We start from the raw sequence: 19,193 nt of genomic DNA, 5'->3' as shown, positions 1-19,193 counted from the left end.
CGTACAGGGCCACGGCATCGGCCTTGAACTCGTCCGAGTAGTCCTTCATCGCCATCGGCGGTGTTCTCGCTTCCTCCGGATCAAGCAGATCCAGTATCAGCGTGTCCACCACTCAGGGGGAGGCCCCGTCCGCCACGGCACGCGGGCTGATCATGGTGGCCGTGCCGGCCGTTCTGCTCGAAGTGGCCACGATGTTTCCCTACCTGGCAGCGATCGGCACCCTCAGCCGCAGCAACCTGCCCTGGCTGTCGCAGGCCGCCGTCCTCGCGCTCTACTGCCTGCTCATGGTCGCCCCCGCCGTGCTCGTCACGGTCGTCCGCCTCGTCGCGAAGGACGGCGTCCACCGGCCCCTGCGTCGGATCGACATCTGGTTCAGGGAGAACGCGCGGAAGAACACGGCGTGGCTCATTGCCCTCGCCGGTTTCCTGCTGCTGTCCAACACCACCGCGTACGGCAGCGTGATGGCCCTTCTCTCGTCCCGCTGACGTCGCCGGGACACCCCCGTGAAATCGGATCAGTCCACTGCCGGACCGCCCACTTGTGACCAGCTCGCCCTCCCGTTCGAGTCAGGCCGGTGTGTCTGCGCCAAGCGGGGTGCGCCGCAAGCGATTTCGTCGGTGAACAATGAGCAGCAGGGCAGATCCGATCAGGGCCATGACGGCGGCGCCGACCCAGTGCCGCATGTGCTGGCCCATGAGCAGGCACGAGACGACACCGAAGCAGGCGCCCGCGGCCGGGACCAGGGGCGCGTGCCGGGCGGCGGTCGTATCGGTGAGGGAAGCCACGCTGAAGTAGGCGACGATGAATCCGGCGAACAGGGCGAATGTGTACCACTCTCCGCCGTCAGGGAGGGCGTAGCCTCTCAGGTTTCGCTCCAGTCCCAGGTCAACTGCCCCGGCGATGGCCCAGAAGAACGCGCTGGAAGCCACCACGCCGAGAGCGACGCGCCACCCCGTATTCGTCATTCCGGGATCGTATGAGCGGCGAGTGGAGTTCGGCCAGTGCGCTGTTCCGGCCGGCCGGGTACGCAGAACCGTGATGTCGGGGTCGAGGGTGGCCGGCCGTCCTCCCTGCGATCGCCGCCACCGCGAACAGCCGGTGAGCCGGCCCGCCTGGCCGCCGAGGCCGCCCGTACGCACCGCGGCTCGCCGACCACGCATACCCCGACTGCCCTGAGGGAGGGCGAGGCGCGGTACGTCGGCCCTGCCCGGCCGGCGCTGCGTGCGTGCGCGCCGCCGAGGCCCCACGTACTCAGTCGTCGCCGACGATCCCCGTCTTCAGGCCCGCCCCGCACAGCGGGACCACCGCCGTGCGGTCGGTCCACGAGCCGGCCGCCGCCCAGCACGCCACGCCCGTCGACTCCACGAACAGGCCCCGTGCCGCCAAGTCCTTCTGCGCCGCGCGGATCTCGGGCTCGGTCACCGTCAGGAACTCGCCGCCCGACTCCCGTACCGCCCGCAGGATCTGACGGGCGCGGGGTGGGCGCGGGATCGCGATGCCGTCCGCGAGCGTCGGTGTCGCACGGGCCGGAGCGAGCAGGTCCTCCGCGCCCGCGCGGAACGCCGCCGCCAGCGGGGAGACCGCCTCCGCCTGCACGGCGACCAGGGCGGGGCGGGCGTCGATCAGGCCGTTGGCGAGCAGTTCGTCGAGCGCGAGGGCGGCGCCGAGCAGCAGGGTGCCGTTGCCGACGGGCACGACGACCGCCTCGGGGAGCCGGCCGCCCAGGTCCTCCCAGAGCTCGTAGACGTAGGTCTTGGTGCCGTGCAGGAAGTACGGGTTGTAGACGTGGCTCGCGTAGAAGACGCCGGGTTCGCCGGCCGCGGTCCGCGCGGCGGACGCCGTGGCCTCGCGGTCGCCGGGGACCACCTCCAGGCGCGCCCCGTGCGCCCGGATCTGCTCGGTCTTCTTCGCGGACGTGCCCTCGGGGACGTACACCGTGCACTCCAGGCCGGCCCGCGCGCAGTACGCGGCGACGGACGTGCCCGCGTTCCCGCTGCTGTCGGCGATCACCCGGCGCGGCCCCAGCCGGCGGGCCAGCTCCGCGAGCATGACCGCGCCCCGGTCCTTGAAGGACAGCGTCGGCATGACGAAGTCGAGCTTCGCCGACACCCTCGCCGTGAGGGGAACGAGCGGGGTCCGGCCCTCGCCGAGCGTGGTCGCGGGCGAGGACAGCGGAAGCGCCTCTTCGTATCGCCACAGCGAATTCACGCGGGCCGCCAGCGCCGAACGGGAGACGGCCGAGGCGTGGAAGTCGAGGTCGAGGGGGCCCCGGCAGTCCGGGCAGCACCAGATGTCAGAATCGACCGGCCAGTAACTCGTGCAACCGGAACAGCGGTAGGTCGTCATGGGCCGCCAGCATGGCAGCCCTGGGGCGGCTGATGGCGGCCGTGTGGCGGCTGCGTTTCAGCGCCGCCAATACTCTTGTGCGATTCCTATGGATCCGCCAATCTTTCGCTCGGCGGACGGACAAGGGGGGTAGTCGAGTTGATGCCGAATCGTTGGCATGCCCCTGTCGTCCATCTGTCATGACCCCCACAGCAACGCACCACCTATGAGGAGGACCCCTCACATGTCTGTGATGCGTGACTCGCGGCGAAGACTCGCCGCGGCCAGCGCCATAGCCGTCGCCGCGCTCTCGCTCGGCACGGTCTCCGCCCTTCCGGCCGTCGCGGCCGCCGCCGCGCCGGAAGGCGTCATCGAGAACGCCGGTGCCCCCGGCGCCATCAAGGGAAGCTACATCGTCACGCTCGACGAGTCCGAGGCAGACGCGGGCTCGAAGGCGGGCAAGGCTCTCGCCGCCGAGTACGGCGCGAAGATCAAGCGCACGTACAATGCCGCGCTCAACGGCTACTCCGTGCAGCTCACCGAGGCGCAGGCCAGGAAGTTCGCCGCCGACCCGGCCGTCGAGTCCGTCGTGCAGAACCGCGTCTTCACGATCTCCGGCACGCAGCCGAGCCCGCCGTCCTGGGGCCTCGACCGGGTCGACCAGAGGGCGCTCCCGCTCAACCAGAGCTACACCTACCCCGACACCGCGGGTGAGGGTGTGACGGCGTACGTCATCGACACCGGCGTGCGCATCTCCCACAGCGACTTCGGCGGCCGCGCGTTCAACGGCTACGACGCCATCGACAACGACAACACGGCACAGGACGGCCACGGTCACGGCACGCACGTCGCCGGCACCGTCGCCGGGTCCTCCTACGGTGTGGCCAAGAAGGCCAAGATCGTCGGCGTCCGCGTGCTCGACAACTCCGGCTCGGGCACGACCGAGCAGGTCGTCGCCGGCATCGACTGGGTGACGCAGAACGCCGTCAAGCCGGCCGTCGCCAACATGAGCCTCGGCGGCGGCATCGACACCGCCCTCGACACGGCCGTACGCAACTCCATCGCCTCCGGCATCACCTACGCGGTCGCGGCGGGCAACGACGGGTCCAACGCCTCCAACTACTCGCCCGCGCGGGTCACCGAGGCCATCACCGTCGGCTCCACCACCAGCACCGACTACCGTTCCAGCTTCTCCAACTACGGCAGCGTGCTGGACATCTTCGCCCCGGGCTCGTCGATCAAGTCGGCCTGGAACAGCAGCGACACGGCGACGAACACCATCTCCGGCACCTCGATGGCGACGCCGCACGTCGCTGGCGCGGCCGCGGTGTACCTGGCCGACAACCCGACCGCGACCCCGGCGCAGGTCTCCTCCGCCCTGACGACCGCCGCCACCTCCGGCGTGGTGGGCAACCCGGGCACCGGCTCACCCAACCGCCTGCTGTACGTCGGCAGCGGCAGCACCACCCCGCCCGGACCGAAGTTCGAGAACGCCACCGACTACGCGATCAACGACAACGCCACCGTCGAGTCGCCGATCTCCGTCAGTGGTGTCGCGGGCAACGCGCCCTCGAACCTCGCCGTCTCGGTCGACATCAAGCACACCTACATCGGTGACCTGCGGATCGACCTCGTCGCCCCCGACGGCTCGGTCTACAACCTGAAGGCCTACGGGTCCGGCGGCAGCGCGGACAACGTGAACACCACCTACACGGTGAACGCGTCGTCCGAGGTGGCGAACGGCACCTGGAAGCTGCGGGTCGGCGACAACGCGCGCTACGACACGGGCAGGATCGACGTCTGGGCGCTGCAGTTCTGAGCCTGATTCTCGTCAGGACGTGACGTGACATACGGGAGGGGCGGCCGTACGCGGCCGCCCCTCTCTTCTGAGCGCGTTCGGGTACCGGACGTACCGGCGGTAAACCCCCACCCACCGGCAAATCATCACATCAAGTGAAACGTTGGCCCACACTTGCGGTCAACGACCCACGGTTGCCAGTCTGTTGCTGTCTGTCAACCTGTTGGGAGTGGCCAGTGACATTCGGTGAGCAGCCCGCCTACTTGCGCGTTGCGAGCGATCTGCGGGAGAAGATCGTGAACGGCTCGCTGCCGCCGCACACCCGACTGCCCTCACAGGCGCGCATCCGCGAGGAGTACGGCGTCTCGGACACCGTCGCCCTCGAAGCCCGCAAGGTGCTCATGGCGGAGGGCCTCGTCGAAGGCCGGTCCGGCTCCGGGACGTACGTGCGCGAGCGGCCCGTGCCGCGGCGGGTGGCCCGTTCCGGGTTCCGGCCGCCGTCGGGCGCGAGCCCGTTCCGTCAGGAGCAGGCGGCGGACGGGGCCCGGGGCACCTGGGAGTCCAGCAGTGAGCAGGAGGCTGCGAGCCCGGAGATCGCCGCCCGCCTCGGCATCCAGCTCGGCGACCGAGTCATGCGCACGCGCTATTTGTACCGCGACGCGGGCGAGGCCATGATGATCTCCACCTCCTGGGAGCCCCTGGAGGTCACGGGCCGGACGCCGGTGATGCTCCCCGAGGAGGGGCCCCTCGGCGGCTGCGGTGTGGTCGAGCGCATGGCCGCCATCGACATCGTCGTGGACAACGTGGTGGAGGAGGTCGGCGCGCGGCCCGGCCTCGCGGAGGAGCTGCTCGCGCTCGGCGGTGTGCCGGGCCATGTGGTGATGGTGATCGAGCGGACGTACTACGCGTCGGGGCGCGCGGTCGAGACGGCGGACGTGGTCGTGCCGGCGGACCGCTACCGGGTCGCGTACCACCTGCCCGTGAAGTGAGGGCGCGCGCTGCCCGTGAACTAAGGGGGCGTGCCCGGGATTTGCTCGCGGCGCGTTGACCGCGCCCGGGCTCCCGTGTGCGCAGCGGGGGCTTTCGGGCGGGAGGAGCATTTCGGGCGGAAGAGGGGGCGTATCCAGCCGGATACGCCCCCTCCGCATATCTCTTTGTAAAAACCCGTATCCGCTCAGTGAAGGTCAGGCGTACGCTTGGGCATATGCTGAGTGGGGTTTCAGGTATCAACTTACAGGCAGGCACGGCGAGTCGGGGAGGATCGCGATGAACGACGGCGGCGCCGCGCTCCCCTGGCAGGTCATCCGCCAGGACGACAACGGCAACCGCTATCGCGTCGGCCGCTACGCCACGCGTGACGAGGCCCAGCAGATAGCGGACACCCTCGACGGCCGGGGCCAGAGGCAGCTCTACTGGGTGGAGCTCGTCGGACAGACGGGCCCCTGACGGCCGAAGCGCCCGCGAGTGCCCGGCGAGCGGGACGAGAGATCGTCCTGGGGCCGGGGCTCGCGGGCGCAGTACGCTCCGGCACATGAGTGATCGCGTGGTGGTGGCCGGAGCCGTGTACGACCGAGGGCGGCTCCTCGCCGCCCGGCGCAGCGCCCCCGAGGAGCTGGCGGGCCGCTGGGAGCTGCCCGGCGGCAAGCTGGAGCCGGGGGAGAGCCCCGAGCAGGCGCTGGTGCGCGAGCTGCGCGAGGAGCTCGGCGTGGAGACCGAGCCGATGGAGCGCATCCCTGGGGAGTGGCCGCTGAAGCCCGGCTACGTGCTCCAGGTCTGGACGGTACGGCTGGTCTCGGGCCGCCCCCGGGCCCTGCAGGACCACGACCAGCTGCGCTGGCTCGCACCCCACGAGAGCGACGACGTCGACTGGCTCGACCAGGACCGGCCCGCGGTGGCGGAGGCCGCGCGCCTGCTGCTCGAGCGATCGGGGAACGGCGCGGCGCGGGGCTGACGTGCGACGGGCGGCCCCCGAGTCCGGGCGGGCAGCCGGTTGTCCCGGGACCTGGCCGCCTTCAGGGCCGTGCTCACGGCCTGAGGGGGTACCGGGCGCGACGCGGCGAGTGCGCCGTACGGGCCACCGTGCCCTCGTTCCCGCCCGTGCCGCGATACTCGGCATCGATTATCGGGTATGTCCTGATTATCCCGATTGAATGGGTCATTGCTCCCGTGCTCGGTCTGGGGAAGTGATCGGCGTGACCGGCAGCGAAGGCGACAGCGCCGAGTGGACCTTCCCGGCGCAGCCGAACGCCGTGCGTGCCGCACGCCACGCCGTCCGCGAGACCCTCAGGGCCTGGGGCCTGGACGCCGCCGTCGGCGATGTGACCGTGCTGCTGGTCAGCGAGCTGGTGACCAATTCCCAGCGCTACACCTCGGGCCCGATCGGCCTGCGGTTGTTCCGCCCCAGCGACAACGGCACCGCGCCGACCCTGCTCGTCGAGGTGTCGGACCCGCTGCCGGATCCCCCCACCGAGCGGTCCGCCCACCCCGACGACGAGGGCGGCCGAGGTCTGCAACTGGTGGCCTGCACGGCCCGTCGCTGGGGTACCCGGCGGGGCAGGACCGGCAAGACCGTGTGGTTCGAGCTGGCCCTGACTGGTTAGGAGACTGGAGGGACGACGATCACGGGGGCTCGGCCGAAAATGAACGAGACCGCTCTGTGATCGTGAACGCCGTGCCGGTAGGAGCCGTAGTGCTGAATACTGCGGTCATGACCGGTCCGGTGCGGTGAGCTGGAGGGGACGGTCGCGTGAGCGAGATACCTGAGACGGCGAGCGGTGCCATGTGGCAGAGCAGCGCGCCTGGCTCGATCTATGACTACATCAAGGTCGCGTCGTTCTCGATCGGGCCGGACGGGCTCGTCGATCAGTGGAGCAAACGGGCCGTGGAGCTCTTCGGTGTCACTGCCGAGGAGGTCAGGGGCAAGGACCCGGTCGAGGTGTTCATGCCGGCCGACCTCAGACCACGAGGTCACCGCAAGATCGCCGAGATCCTGGACGGCAAGGAGTGGACGGGGCTCGTCCCCTTCCGCGCCCCGGGCCACGATCGCTCCCACGGGCTCGCCGAGATCTATGTGATGCCGACTGAGACCGAGCACGGCGAACAGGGCGCGCTGTGCATCGTCGTCGATGTGCGCGCGCTGCGCAGGATCGAGAGCGATCTCGCCGCATCGCAGGCCATTTTCGGTCAATCCCCCTTCGGTTTCCTGCTCTTCGGCACGGACCTCACCGTGCAGCGCGCCAACCAGCGATTCGCCACCGTCTTCGGCGGCGCCGCCGAAGAGCACCGCGGACGCACCGTCGACGACTACCTCTCCCGCCCCGAAGCCGACCGGATGAACGCCGCCCTGCGCCGCGTCCTGGAGACCGGCGAGGCCGTCACCGACCTCCAGATCGTGGGCACGACGCCGGGCAGCACCGACCGCAGGCACTGGTCGATCAACCTCTACCGGCTCCACGGCGGTTCGGGCCGGCCCGTCGGGGTCGCCGGACTCGGCACCGATGTCACACGCCGTCATATGGCCGCGCGCGAGGCGGCGAACGCCCGCCGCAACCTCGCCCTGCTCAACGAGGCGAGCGCGCGGATCGGCAACTCCCTCGACCTGGAGACCACCGCCCGCGAGCTGCTCGACGTCGCCGTCCCCGGCTTCTGCGACCTGGCCTCCGTCGACCTCTACCAGGGCCTGCTCACCGGTGACGAGGCCCCGCCCGGGCAGTTCGCCTCCGCGCACGCGGAGAGCTTCGGCGGCGGCAGCGCCGAACTGCGCCGGGTCGCCTTCGCCAGCGCCGTGTCCGACACGCCCCTGATGACCACACCCGACTGCGTACCCGAGGGCGGCGGGCCCACCGAGGTCGGCGAGGTCCATCGCTACCCGTTCAACTCGCCCTGTGCGAGCGCCCTTCGGACCGCGAGCCCACAGATGATCCCCGGCCGCGACGGCAGCCTCGTGCAGTCCACGCTGGCCGTCCCGATGGTGGCGCACGACACCGTCGTCGGCCTCGTGCAGTTCGCCCGCACCAAGGGCAGCGAACCCTTCGGGGACCGGGACCGGGCCCTCGCCGTCGAGCTCGCGGCCCGCGCGGCCGTCTGCATCGACAACGCCCGCCTCTACCGCAGGGAGCACGAACGCGCGCTCATCCTGCAGCGCAGCCTGCTCCCGCCCGGCGACCCCGAGGCCGCCGGCCTCGACATCGCCTGTCGCTACCTGCCCGGCACCACGGCGACCGAGGTGGGCGGCGACTGGTTCGACGTCATCGAACTCCCCGGGCACCGCACCGCGCTCGTCGTCGGCGACGTGATGGGGCGCGGGCTGCGGGCCGCGGTCGCCATGGGCGAACTGCGCACCGCCGTACGGACCTTGGCGCTGCTCGACCTGGAGCCGGCCGAGGTGCTCTCCGCGCTCGACGAGATCGCCCGCGGCCTCGGCAGCCCGGGTACCCCCTCCCAGCTCCGCCGCTCCACGGGAGGCGCCCAGATCCCGCGCCAGGCCTCGCCCAGGTCCCGCGAGGTGGACCTCTCCGAGGTCTACCTCGCCACCTGCGTGTACGCCGTCTACGACCCGGTCACCCGGCGCTGCACCTTCGCCAACGCCGGCCACCTGCCGCCCGTCCTCGTCGAACCGGGCGAGGAGGCGCTGCTGCTCGACGTGCCGCCGGGGATGCCGCTGGGGGTGGGCGGCGAGCCCTTCGAGGAGGTGGAGGTCGAACTCCCCGAAGGCGCCCTCCTCGCGCTCTACACCGACGGCCTCGTGGAGTCCCGCGACCACCCCCTCGACGAGGGCCTGCGCGCCTTCCGCACGGCGCTCACCGATCCGGGGCGTCCGCTGGAGGATGTCTGCGACCACGTGCTGAACACACTGGACACGCGGCACGGCGAGGACGACATCGCCCTCCTCATGGCCCGCATCCAGGGCCTGCCGGCCGAGTCCGTCGGCGACTGGCGCCTGCCGCGCGAGCCCCGCTCGGTGGGCCGGGCCCGCGAGCTGGCCCGGGAGCAGCTTGTGGCCTGGGACCTCGAGGCGCTGGTCGACACCGTCGAACTGCTCGTCAGCGAACTGGTCACCAATGCGCTGCGGTACGGAGAGAGCGAGATCAGGCTGCGTCTGCTGCGGGACCGGACCCTGGTCTGCGAGGTCTGGGACGCGGGCCTGGTCCAGCCCCGCCGCCGCCGCGCCCGCGACACGGACGAGGGCGGCCGCGGCCTGCAACTGGTGGGCCTGCTGAGCGCGTCATGGGGCTCACGCCGGACGCCCCGGGGCAAGACGGTCTGGTTCGAACTCCCGCTCCCGGACGGCGGGGGCTCGGCGGAACCGACGGTGGACCAGCTGCTGAGCATGTTCTGAGGGCCGCCGACCCCCAAGGGGGGCGCTGCCACCGGCCCCCGGCCGTGCGGGCGGCCTGTGCCCGACCGGGGCCGCCCGCGCTGCGGGCGGGTGGGCAGTCGCCCCAAGGCCTGGCGGCCGGCTTCATCTGCTCCAGTCCGGACCTGAGCCTGTCCACGACATCCGTCCCCGCGTGCCCCCGCCGCCGAAGCTCCCGGGTGTCCCGCCTTCGAAACCGCCCCCGCCGCCCGGCATCCCGCCGAGGATGATCCCGCCCAGCACCGCACCGCCCAGCCCGCCCCCGCCGCCACGTCCGGACGCGCCCCCGACATCCCCGTAACCCCCGTGCCCACGTACGTCGTTCTCCGCCAGCGACTGCGCCTGCCGTGCCAGCGCGTCCGCGTGCTGGGCCTCGGCCAGCGCCGTCCGGGCGTCGCCCTCGCCCAGCGTCCGGGCCCGTTCCAGCCGGCGCCGCGCCTCCGCGAGCCGGGTGCGGGCCTCGCTGCCGACCGCGCCGCGGTGGGTGGCGATGTAGTCGGCCGCCGCGTCGGTAGCCGCGCGGGCACCGAGCAGCGCCCGGTCGAGCAGCGCGCGGGCGCGCAGCGTCCCCTGTTCGCTCGGGCGGGCCTCCGCCAGCGCCTGGTCGAGCGCGGCGTCGGCCTCCTCGACGCGGCGCAGTGCGTCGATGGGGTCGTACGGCCCCGCCTCGACCTCCTGCCGCACCTCGGCCGACACGGTCTCCGCGCGGGCGGCCCGCCCCCGCAGCGCCGCGGTGGACACACCCTCCTGGGTCCCCTCCAGCAGCCCGCGGGCCTCCGCCAGGTCGGCCTCGGTCTCGGTGAGCGCCTCGGGGAGTTTCCCGGCCGCCTCCGCCAGCTCCCGCGCCCGCCGGTCGACCGCGTCGACGAGCCGTACGGCCTGGGCGAGTGCGCCTTCGGCGGCGCGTACGTGGACGGCGGCCGTGCCGTTGTCGCCGCTCTCGACGGCCTTGCTCGCCTGGCCGAGACCGTTCGCGGCGAACTCCAGCCGGTCCTGCGCCTGCTCCACGGCGTCGCCGACCGGAGCGGACGCCGTCGGCGCGTGCCGCTCACGCATCACGCGAAGCGCGGCATCCGCGGCGACCATCCGCCCGCGGACGTCGTCGAGGGCGGCCTCGGCCGCGGCGAGGGCCTGGGCAGCGTTCTGTTCGAGCGCGCGCAGCCGGTCGAAGTCCTCGGACTCCGCGTCCAGGCGGCGGTCGGCCTCGGCGCACCGGGCGAGGATCTCGTCCAGCATCCGGCGCCGGGGGGCGTCGTCCTCGGGGTAGGCGTCGTCGAGCTGCTGCCGCAGCCGGAACGCCGCGGTGAGTTCGTTCTGCGCGTACGCGACGGCCGCCGTGAACGGTTCGGCCGCCTCCTCGCCGAACTGCGCGACGGCGAAGCCCAGTTCCTCCTGGCTGGTGCGCAGCGCGTCGTCGGCGTCCACGAGGGCCCGCTTCGCCGCGGCGTCGAGCTCGGACAGCGGTGGCCGCGGTTGCCCCCAGCCCTCCTGGCCGCCCCGCGGTGTCGTACGGGTCGCCGTGCGCCGCCGGCGCTTGGCGTACGTGTAGGCGGCCAGCGCGACGGCCCCGCCGAGCACCGCGATCGGCAGCACCAGGTCGCCCGCGCCCGTCCCGGCGCCCGGGTCCGAGCCGGGGTCCGCCACGCCCGGGGTGACGGCGACCTCGGGCACCGGGCGGCCGGCCAGCACGGCGCCGTAGCCCTCGGCCGCGCCGATCGCCGCGCCCGCCCAGTCGTTCTGGCGCAGCGCGGGCTCGACGGCCGTGGCGGCGACCTCGGCGAGCTGGGGGTCGGTCAGACGCGAGGCGTCGTCGACCCAGTACGCGTACTGCCGGTCGCGCGTGGCGACGGCGAGCAGGACGTCGCTCCGTCCGAGGCCGTTCCGGTCGGCCGTCTCGCCGGCCCACTGCTGTGCGCCGAGGCCCGAGAAGTCGCGGACGTACACCACGAACAGCTGGAGCCGCTGCTCGTCGTAGAGCCGGTCCAGTGCCCGTACGACCTGCGGCTCCCGGTCGCCCAGCGCGCCCACCCGGTCGGTGATCTGCCCCTGCCGGGACAGTTCCACGGGGTCGTCGGCGCGGACGCCGGGGGCGGCGAGCACGACCAGCCACCACGCCGCCACCAGCACGGCGAGGGCGGCCCGGGTGGCTCTTCGTGTCACATTCGGGAGGCTATGCCGGGTAAGTGACGCCCGCGACCCCAAGGGGGCCGGTGTGCTCGGGTCAGTCGGCGGTCCCGGCCGGCACCACCCAGCGCGTCGGCTGCCCGGTTACGGACGTGATCATGTCGTAGTCGCCGTCGTAGTGGAGCACAGTGGCACCGTGCCGTTCGGCGGTTGCGGCGATGATCAGGTCCGCGACGGAAAGCGCCTTCCAGTTGCCGTTCCCGATGAGGCGGGACTGGACGTCCAGCGCACGGTCCCATGCCTCGTCGGGGGTCGGCAGCCAGTCGAAGCCCCGCAATTCGTCGCGGATGCGCTCGGCGTCGGCTTTGGATCGCGCGCTGTGGAGCACTTCGAGCTCGACGGCGCCGCAGATCGCGAGCAGCCCGCCTCTGTCCAGAGGTTCGATCACCGCGCGGACCGCGGGCTTCGGATAGCGCGCCAGTGCGGATTTGTCGATGAGACAGCGGTCGGCCATCAGGCCGCCGGAGATGCGTCGGGGCCGGGGGTGCCGCGCTCGACGGGCCCCGTCAGTCCCGGCAGCCCGCCTTCCTCGAGCCATGCGAAGAAGGACGCACGCTTGCGGCGCTTGATCGCGTCCTCGAGCGCTGCGTTGACCGTGGCGACCTTCGTCGTCGTGCCGAAGATCTCCGCAGCCTCGGCCAGCATCTTGTCGTCCACGTCTATCACCGTGCGCGTCATGGGAGCCTCCCGCTGTCCGTCGCTGAAGAACGGACCCCATGATATCGAATGGCCCGCGATGTGATATCACTCGATCGGGTCATCCTTCCGCCGCCGGATCCTGCTCCCCAGCCACACCAGCGGGTCGTACTTGCGGTCCGCCGCGCGCTCCTTCAGCGGGATCAGCGCGTTGTCCGTGATCTTGATGCCCTCCGGGCACACCTCCGTACAGCACTTGGTGATGTTGCAGTAGCCGAGGCCGTGGTCGTCCTGGGCCGCCGTCTTCCGGTCGAGGCCCGACCCGGCCGCCGCGTCCAGCGGGTGCATGTCGAGTTCCGCGACGCGCATCAGGAAGCGGGGGCCGGCGAACACCGCCTTGTTGTCCTCGTGGTCGCGCACCACATGGCAGGTGTCCTGGCACAGGAAGCACTCGATGCACTTGCGGAACTCCTGCGAGCGCTCCACGTCGATCTGCTGCATCCGGTACTCGCCCGCCGCCACGCCCGGCGGCGGCACGAAGGAGGGGACCTCGCGGGCCTTCTCGTAGTTGAAGGACACGTCGGTCACCAGGTCTCGTACGACGGGGAACGCCCGCAGCGGGGTGACGGTGATCGTCTCCTCGCGCGAGAACACCGACATCCGGGTCATGCACATCAGCCGCGGCCGGCCGTTGATCTCCGCGCTGCACGATCCGCACTTGCCGGCCTTGCAGTTCCAGCGGACCGCGAGATCGGGAGCCTGGGTGGCCTGGAGGCGGTGGATGATGTCGAGGACGACCTCGCCGTCGTTGACCTCGACGGTGAAGTCCGTGAGCGCCCCGCCGTCCTGGTCGCCCCGCCACACCCGGAACCGGGCGTCGTACGTGCTCATTCGGTCAGCTCCTCTTCGGCGAGGTACTTGACCAGCTCCTCCTTCTCGAAGAGGCCGAGCAGGTCGGGTCGGATGGGTTCGGTCGTGACGCGTTCCAGGACGATCCGGCCGCGCTCGGGGTCGACGGCCGCACCGTCACCGCCGGGACCGACGAGCCGGCAGACCAGGTTCACCCGGCGCCAGGAGCGCTCCATCGCGGGGCAGTCCTCGCGGGTGTGGCCGCCGCGGCTCTCCGTGCGCTCCAGCGCGGCCCGTGCGATGCACTCGCTGACGAGCAGCATGTTCCGCAGGTCCAGGGACAGGTGCCAGCCGGGATTGAACTGCCGGTGCCCCTCGACGCCGGCCCGGCGCGCCCGCGCCCGCAGCTCGGCGAGCTTGTCCAGCGCCTGCTGCATCTCACCCGCGCGCCGGATGATGCCGACCAGGTCGTTCATCGTCTGCTGGAGCTCCTGGTGGAGCGTGTACGGGTTCTCCGGTGTCGCCCCGGGCTCGGCCCCCTCCGAGCTGAACGGGCGCAGTGCCTCGGCCGCCGCCGCGTCGATCTGGGCCTCGTCCACGACCGGGCGGACGGCCTGGCCCTCGGCGTACTCGGCCGCGTACAGCCCGGCCCGCCTGCCGAAGACCAGCAGGTCGGAGAGGGAGTTCCCGCCGAGCCGGTTGGAGCCGTGCATCCCGCCCGCCACCTCCCCGGCGGCGAACAGCCCGGGGACGCCCACCGCCGCGGCGGTGTCGGACTCGACGGCGATCCCGCCCATCACGTAGTGGCAGGTGGGCCCGACCTCCATCGCCTCCGCGGTGATGTCGACGTCGGCGAGCTCCTTGAACTGGTGGTACATCGACGGGAGCCGGCGCCGGATGACGTCGGCCGGCATCCGGGTCGACACGTCGAGGAACACGCCGCCGTGCGGGGAGCCGCGGCCGGCCTTGACCTCGGCGTTGATGGCGCGGGCCACCTCGTCGCGGGGCAGCAGCTCCGGCGGGCGCCGGTTGTTGTCCGGGTCGTCGTACCAGCGGTCGCCCTCGTCCTCGGACTCGGCGTACTTCTCCTTGAAGACGTCCGGGATGTAGTCGAACATGAACCGCTTGCCCTCGGAGTTGCGCAGCACCCCGCCGTCGCCGCGCACCGATTCGGTGACGAGGATGCCCTTCACCGACGGCGGCCAGACCATTCCGGTCGGGTGGAACTGCACGAACTCCATGTTGAGCAGCGGCGCCCCGGCCAGCAGGGCCAGGGCGTGACCGTCGCCGGTGTACTCCCACGAGTTCGACGTGACCTTGAAGGACTTGCCGATGCCGCCGGTGGCCAGCACCACGGAGGGCGCCTCCAGGGTGAAGAAGCGGCCGGTCTCGCGCTCGTAGCAGAAAACCCCGGCGACCCTCCCCCCGAGCCTTCGGCCGGCGGGTGCCCCCGTCTCGCTTGCCTCGCCTTCCTTCAGTACGCGGGTGACCGTGCACTCCTGGAAGACCTTGAGCCGGGCCTCGTAGTCCCCGAACTCCTCCTTGTCCTCCTGCTGCAACGAGACGATCTTCTGCTGGAGGGTGCGGATCAGCTCCAGGCCGGTCCGGTCTCCGACGTGCGCGAGGCGCGGGTACTCGTGGCCGCCGAAGTTCCGCTGGGAGATCCGGCCGTCCTTGGTGCGGTCGAAGAGCGCGCCCCAGGTCTCCAGCTCCCACACCCGCTCCGGCGCCTCCTGGGCGTGCAGCTCGGCCATCCGCCACTGGTTGAGGAACTTGCCGCCGCGCATCGTGTCGCGGAAGTGGACCTGCCAGTTGTCGTGTTCGTTGACATTGCCCATGGAGGCGGCGATGCCGCCCTCGGCCATGACGGTGTGCGCCTTGCCGAACAGGGACTTGCAGACCACGGCCGTACGCGCCCCCCGCTCGCGCGCCTCGATGGCGGCGCGCAGACCGGCGCCGCCCGCGCCGACCACGACGACGTCCCACTGCTGCCGTTCGAGCTGTGTCATGTCGGTTGGCACCTTCCCCTAGAAGAAGCGCGGATCGTCGAAGGCGCCGGTCGCGACGAGGTACACGTAGAGGTCGGCGAACGCGACGCTGAACAACGACGTCCAGGCGAGCTCCATGTGGCGGGCGTTCAGCTTCCCGACCCAGGTCCACAGGCGGTAGCGCACCGGGTGCTTGGAGAAGTGCCGCAGCCGGCCGCCGACGATGTGCCGGCAGGAGTGGCAGGAGAGGGTGTACGCCCAGATCAGCACGATGTTCACCAGGAAGACGAGCGTGCCGAGGCCCATGTGTCCCCAGGCGTAGTGCTCGTCGCGGAAGGCGAGCGCGGTGTCGTAGGTGAGGATCCCGGCGACGGGCAGCGCGGCGTAGAAGAAGTACCGGTGGATGTTCTGCAGGATCAGTGGGAAGCGGGTCTCGCCGGTGTACGTCGTGTGCGGCTCGGCGACCGCGCAGGCCGGCGGCGAGGCCCAGAAGCCCCGGTAGTAGGCCTTGCGGTAGTAGTAGCAGGTCAGCCGGAAGCCGAGCGGGAAGATCAGGATCAGCAGGGCCGGGGACAGCCCCCACCAGCTGCCGAAGACCTCCCAGTTGGGTCCCGCCCGCATCGGCACGCAGTTCTCGGCGAGACAGGGCGAGTAGAACGGCGAGACGTACGGCGCCGCGTAGTAGTGGGCGTTCGCGAACGCCCGCCAGGTCGAATAGACGACGAAGGCGAGAAGCCCGGCGGCGGTGAGGGCCGGCGCGAGCCACCACCGGTCCCTCCGCAGGTGGCGGGGACCGATGGCGGCGCGTGTCCGCCCGTGCACGCCCTTGTCGATTTGTGGTGGTTCGGTGCCTGTGGCCAACGAAGACTCCGGGTGGAGTGGGATGGGGTGAGGTCCGGGGCTGCGGGCCGGTCAGGGCGCGTGCCGGTCGCGGGCGCCCAGCCCCTCGTCGTCCGTGTCCGTCCACAGGGCGTGGTTGTACGGAGTGTCCGGGATGGTGACCAGCTCGGGACGGCTCGGCTCCTTCGGCCGGCCGCCGGGCTCGGCCCGGCCCGGCACCCGCAGCTGATCGACGGTCCGCTCCAGCTGCCCGACGCGCTGGACCAGCTCGTCGATGCGCTGCCGCATCGCCGTCATCTCTTCCTGCTGGGACATGACGTGTCCTCACTTCCGCAGGGTGCGGTGGCATCGCTCATGCGCCTGAGAGTGTCGCGCGTCACATCCCGGCTTGTGAAGGGATGTGCAGGGATTCCCGGCGCACGCGCTGTCGGCGCGCCCCTCGTGGTTGGTGTCTCGCTCCCCCCATTTTGTTCCTTTTTGCATGCTTGTGCGCCATTCGCGGTTGACCCGCGCGGGTGACCTTCGACGGGCCTCCGTCGTGTCTGCGGCGGCCCGTCACCCTCGTCCACTTCAGTGGGGGGATCGGTGTGATCATCTCCAAATTCGACAAACCAGGACTAAGAGGTACAAGCCATGTCCCAGGTCGAGGCCCCCCGCGGGCGGACATGCTCCCGAAGGCTCCGCTCCGTCGCGCTGCTCACCAGCGGCGTGCTCGCCCTGCCGGTCCTCGCGGGCTGCGGCTCGGGCGACGACGAGGACACGGGCAAGCCCGTGGCCCAGGACATCGCTCCCGCCGAACGGGACATGACCGTCGACGGCGGCACCGTCCGGTGGGCCGTCGACAGCGTGCCCGCCACGCTGAACACCTTCCAGGCCGACGCCGACGCCACCACGAGCCGCATCGCGGGAGCCGTGCTGCCCGCGCTGTTCGTCCTCGACGAGAACGGCCGTCCCGAGCGCAACGCCGACTACCTGGAATCGGCCGAGATCGTCGAGCGCGAGCCCAAGCAGGTCGTCCTCTACAAGCTCAACCAGCAGGCCGTGTGGAGCGACGGCCGCGAGATCGGCGCACCCGACTTCCTCGCCCAGTGGCGCGCGCTGAGCGGCAAGGACTCCGCGTTCTGGACGGCACGCAACGCGGGGTACGAGCGGATCGAGCGGATCGAGCGCGGCAAGAGCGACCTCGAGGTCAAGGTCACCTTCGGCAAGCCGTACGCGGACTGGCGGGCGCTGTTCACACCGCTGTACCCGAAGGAGGTGACCGCGACCCCGGCCGCCTTCAACGACGGTGCCCGCACCGGGCTCGCGAGAACGGCCGGCCCCTTCACGGTCAAGAAGATCGACCACAAGGCCGGCGCCACGACACTCGTCCGCAATCCGCGCTGGTGGGGGCGGCGGGCCAAGCTCGACAGCCTGGTGCTCACCGCCGTGCCGCGGGAGGAGCGCGTCGCCGCCCTCACCGCCGACGCGGTCGACGTGGCGGACATCGACCGGTCCGCGGCGGAACGTATCTCCTACGCCGCGAAGGACGCCGGCCGCGGGGGCAAGCCGCTCGCGCACGGCCCCGGCTCCGACATCTCCCCCTCCGCGGCGCTCACCTCCTGGGCCCAGGCGAACGGCTCCGACGAGAGCCTGGCCGAGGCGGCCCGGGAGGCTCGCGAGCGCACCGCGAAGGCGCAGGCGCGCTACGCCGCGGAGCAGTCGGTGCTGCGCGGCTTCCAGGTCCGCAAGTCGCTGGAGCCCGCCTACACCCAGCTCGCGATGAACGGCGAGTCCGGACCGCTGGCGGACGACCGGGTGCGGCGTGCCGTCGCCCGGGCCATCGACCGCAAGGAGCTGGCCGAAACCGTACTGACCCCGCTCGGACTGCCCGCCGACCCGCCGGGCAGCCATGTCGCACTGGCCGGGCAGCGCGTGTACAGCGACAACAGCGGCGCGCTCGGGGACCAGAACACCCAGGAGGCGCAGGACCTTCTCGCGGACGCCGGCTGGACGCCCGGCGGCGCGCTGAAGACCTCCGGTCCGGCCAAGGCGGGCGGCGAGGCCGGTGGGTCACAGAAGGACAAGGACGGCAAGCCCGGCCAGGACGCGCAGCGGCCGGACGGGACGTCCGCCCGCGGGGACGGCACCGCATCCGACGACGGCCGCTACGTCGTCGGTGACGACAAGCCGCCCACCGACGCCCGCCTGCGCGACTCCACCGCCCCCCGCACGCACGTCCTCGCCCCCGTCCCGGCCGCCGCCCTCCAGAGCCTCGCGATCGAGCGCCAGGCGCGGTCGCTCGCCGACGGCGACGGCACGGCCGAGCGCCGCAAGGACACCGCGGCGCGGGACAGCGACGGCGTGGCCGGGGCCTACGCCCCGCGCGGCACGGCCGCCCCCGATCCGGCGGCCGCCGGCGGAGCGGTCGGCAAGAACGGCAAGCCCCTGAGCCTGCGCTTCGTGCTCCCGACGAGCCCCGGCTCCGAGGTGCTGCGCACGGTGGGGGACAAGATCTCGCAGATGCTGCGCCGCATCGGCATCGGCACCGAGATCGTCAAGGTGTCCGACGACAGCTACTTCAAGGACCACATCGCCTCCGGCGACTTCGACCTCGCCCTCTACTCCTGGCCCGCGACCGCCTACCCGGCGACCGACGCCCGCCCGGTCTACGCCAAGCCCAGGCCCGCGTCGGACGGCTCGCTGCTGGTCGAGCAGAACTACACCCGCGTCGGCACGGACCACATCGACCAGCTCTTCGACCAGGCGGCCGGTGAGCTGGACGAGGACGCCGCCCGCGATCTGATCCGTCGGGCCGACGCCCGCATCTGGGCCGCGGCGGGGTCGATTCCCCTCTTCCAGCGTCCCGAGCTGGTCGCCGTGCGCGCCACGCTGGTCAACGTCGGTGCCTTCGGCTTCGCGACCCCCGTCTACCAGGACATCGGCTACAAGAAGGCCGAGCAGGCCGCGAAGGCCGGGGCCGAGGGGGCCGCCCGGCAGTAGGTCCTCGGTCGGGGCCGAGGGGGCCGGCCGGCAGTAGGTCCGGCCCGGGGGCGGCTGCCCCCGGCCGCCGGAGCGGCCCTCGTCCCGACAACCTCAGAAGTCCCTCAAGTCCCTTGCCCGCCGGCCGCGCCGGCGGGCAGGCTCGTGCCACCTCCTGACCCAGCTCCGCCCGCCGCCGCCGGCTGCCCGCGTGCTCCCCGACCAGCACGTCCGCCGCCCGGCACCCGTACGACGC

17 protein-coding genes are annotated in these 19,193 nt (G+C 71.9%); 8 read left to right on the top strand and 9 right to left on the bottom strand.

What is annotated here, in order from left to right:
- Positions 1-101 precede the first annotated feature (101 nt).
- Positions 102-485, top strand: a complete 384-nt coding sequence (locus tag ACLB9X_RS16930; RefSeq protein ID WP_410361181.1) for a GAP family protein — start codon at positions 102-104, stop codon at positions 483-485.
- Between the two features lie 81 nt (positions 486-566).
- Here ACLB9X_RS16930 and ACLB9X_RS16925 read toward each other — a convergent pair whose 3' ends face one another.
- Both ACLB9X_RS16925 and ACLB9X_RS16920 read right to left on the bottom strand, forming a co-directional pair.
- Positions 567-965, bottom strand: coding sequence for a hypothetical protein (locus ACLB9X_RS16925; protein WP_410361180.1), 399 nt, complete (start codon positions 963-965; stop codon positions 567-569).
- A gap of 286 nt (positions 966-1,251) precedes the next feature.
- Positions 1,252-2,346: a threonine synthase gene (locus ACLB9X_RS16920; protein ID WP_410361179.1), complete on the bottom strand. Its 1,095-nt coding sequence runs from the start codon at positions 2,344-2,346 to the stop codon at positions 1,252-1,254.
- 223 nt (positions 2,347-2,569) lie between these two features.
- Between ACLB9X_RS16920 and ACLB9X_RS16915 the strand changes: the two genes are divergently transcribed.
- From ACLB9X_RS16915 to ACLB9X_RS16890, 6 genes are all read left to right on the top strand, one after another.
- Positions 2,570-4,144: a S8 family peptidase gene (locus ACLB9X_RS16915; protein ID WP_410361178.1), complete on the top strand. Its 1,575-nt coding sequence runs from the start codon at positions 2,570-2,572 to the stop codon at positions 4,142-4,144.
- Positions 4,145-4,359: 215 nt separating this feature from the next.
- Positions 4,360-5,112 carry a GntR family transcriptional regulator gene (locus ACLB9X_RS16910; protein WP_410361177.1) on the top strand — a complete coding sequence of 251 codons (753 nt, stop codon included), beginning with the start codon at positions 4,360-4,362 and terminating at the stop codon, positions 5,110-5,112.
- Positions 5,113-5,389: 277 nt separating this feature from the next.
- A complete protein-coding gene (locus ACLB9X_RS16905) occupies positions 5,390-5,569 on the top strand; it encodes an SPOR domain-containing protein (RefSeq protein WP_410361176.1) in 180 nt (59 codons plus the stop codon).
- Positions 5,570-5,654: 85 nt separating this feature from the next.
- Positions 5,655-6,074 carry a (deoxy)nucleoside triphosphate pyrophosphohydrolase gene (locus tag ACLB9X_RS16900; protein WP_410361175.1) on the top strand — a complete coding sequence of 140 codons (420 nt, stop codon included), beginning with the start codon at positions 5,655-5,657 and terminating at the stop codon, positions 6,072-6,074.
- Between the two features lie 232 nt (positions 6,075-6,306).
- A complete protein-coding gene (locus ACLB9X_RS16895; protein ID WP_410361174.1) occupies positions 6,307-6,723 on the top strand; it encodes an ATP-binding protein in 417 nt (138 codons plus the stop codon).
- A 179-nt stretch (positions 6,724-6,902) separates the two neighbouring features.
- The gene (locus tag ACLB9X_RS16890) at positions 6,903-9,461 is read left to right on the top strand and encodes a SpoIIE family protein phosphatase (protein WP_410361198.1); all 2,559 of its coding nucleotides are present in this window, start codon (positions 6,903-6,905) and stop codon (positions 9,459-9,461) included.
- A gap of 123 nt (positions 9,462-9,584) precedes the next feature.
- On the opposite strand, the gene ACLB9X_RS16885 is transcribed toward ACLB9X_RS16890, so the two are convergent.
- The 7 genes from ACLB9X_RS16885 to ACLB9X_RS16855 form a co-directional block, all read right to left on the bottom strand.
- Positions 9,585-11,639 carry a TPM domain-containing protein gene (locus ACLB9X_RS16885; RefSeq protein ID WP_410361173.1) on the bottom strand — a complete coding sequence of 685 codons (2,055 nt, stop codon included), beginning with the start codon at positions 11,637-11,639 and terminating at the stop codon, positions 9,585-9,587.
- 61 nt (positions 11,640-11,700) lie between these two features.
- Complete coding sequence (locus ACLB9X_RS16880) at positions 11,701-12,117, bottom strand: PIN domain nuclease (RefSeq protein WP_410361172.1); 417 nt, start codon at positions 12,115-12,117, stop codon at positions 11,701-11,703.
- Positions 12,117-12,341, bottom strand: a complete 225-nt coding sequence (locus ACLB9X_RS16875) for a type II toxin-antitoxin system VapB family antitoxin (RefSeq protein WP_410361171.1) — start codon at positions 12,339-12,341, stop codon at positions 12,117-12,119. The genes ACLB9X_RS16880 and ACLB9X_RS16875 overlap by 1 nt, the downstream gene beginning before the upstream one ends.
- 66 nt (positions 12,342-12,407) lie before the next feature.
- The gene (locus ACLB9X_RS16870) at positions 12,408-13,190 is read right to left on the bottom strand and encodes a succinate dehydrogenase/fumarate reductase iron-sulfur subunit (RefSeq protein WP_410361170.1); all 783 of its coding nucleotides are present in this window, start codon (positions 13,188-13,190) and stop codon (positions 12,408-12,410) included.
- On the bottom strand, positions 13,187-15,157 hold the full coding sequence (locus ACLB9X_RS16865) for a fumarate reductase/succinate dehydrogenase flavoprotein subunit (protein ID WP_410361169.1): 1,971 nt from the start codon (positions 15,155-15,157) through the stop codon (positions 13,187-13,189). Before ACLB9X_RS16865 ends, ACLB9X_RS16870 begins: the two co-directional genes overlap by 4 nt.
- A gap of 18 nt (positions 15,158-15,175) precedes the next feature.
- Positions 15,176-15,997: a hypothetical protein gene (locus ACLB9X_RS16860; RefSeq protein WP_410361168.1), complete on the bottom strand. Its 822-nt coding sequence runs from the start codon at positions 15,995-15,997 to the stop codon at positions 15,176-15,178.
- Between the two features lie 51 nt (positions 15,998-16,048).
- A complete protein-coding gene (locus tag ACLB9X_RS16855; protein WP_410361167.1) occupies positions 16,049-16,291 on the bottom strand; it encodes a hypothetical protein in 243 nt (80 codons plus the stop codon).
- A 318-nt stretch (positions 16,292-16,609) separates the two neighbouring features.
- On the opposite strand from ACLB9X_RS16855, the gene ACLB9X_RS16850 reads away from it, so the two are divergent.
- The gene (locus ACLB9X_RS16850; protein ID WP_410361166.1) at positions 16,610-18,958 is read left to right on the top strand and encodes an ABC transporter family substrate-binding protein; all 2,349 of its coding nucleotides are present in this window, start codon (positions 16,610-16,612) and stop codon (positions 18,956-18,958) included.
- Positions 18,959-19,193 lie beyond the last annotated feature (235 nt).

This window comes from Streptomyces sp. 5K101 (genome assembly GCF_046506645.1).
Taxonomy (GTDB): Bacteria; Actinomycetota; Actinomycetes; order Streptomycetales; family Streptomycetaceae; genus Streptomyces.
This window is presented reverse-complemented; position numbering and strand designations above follow the sequence as displayed.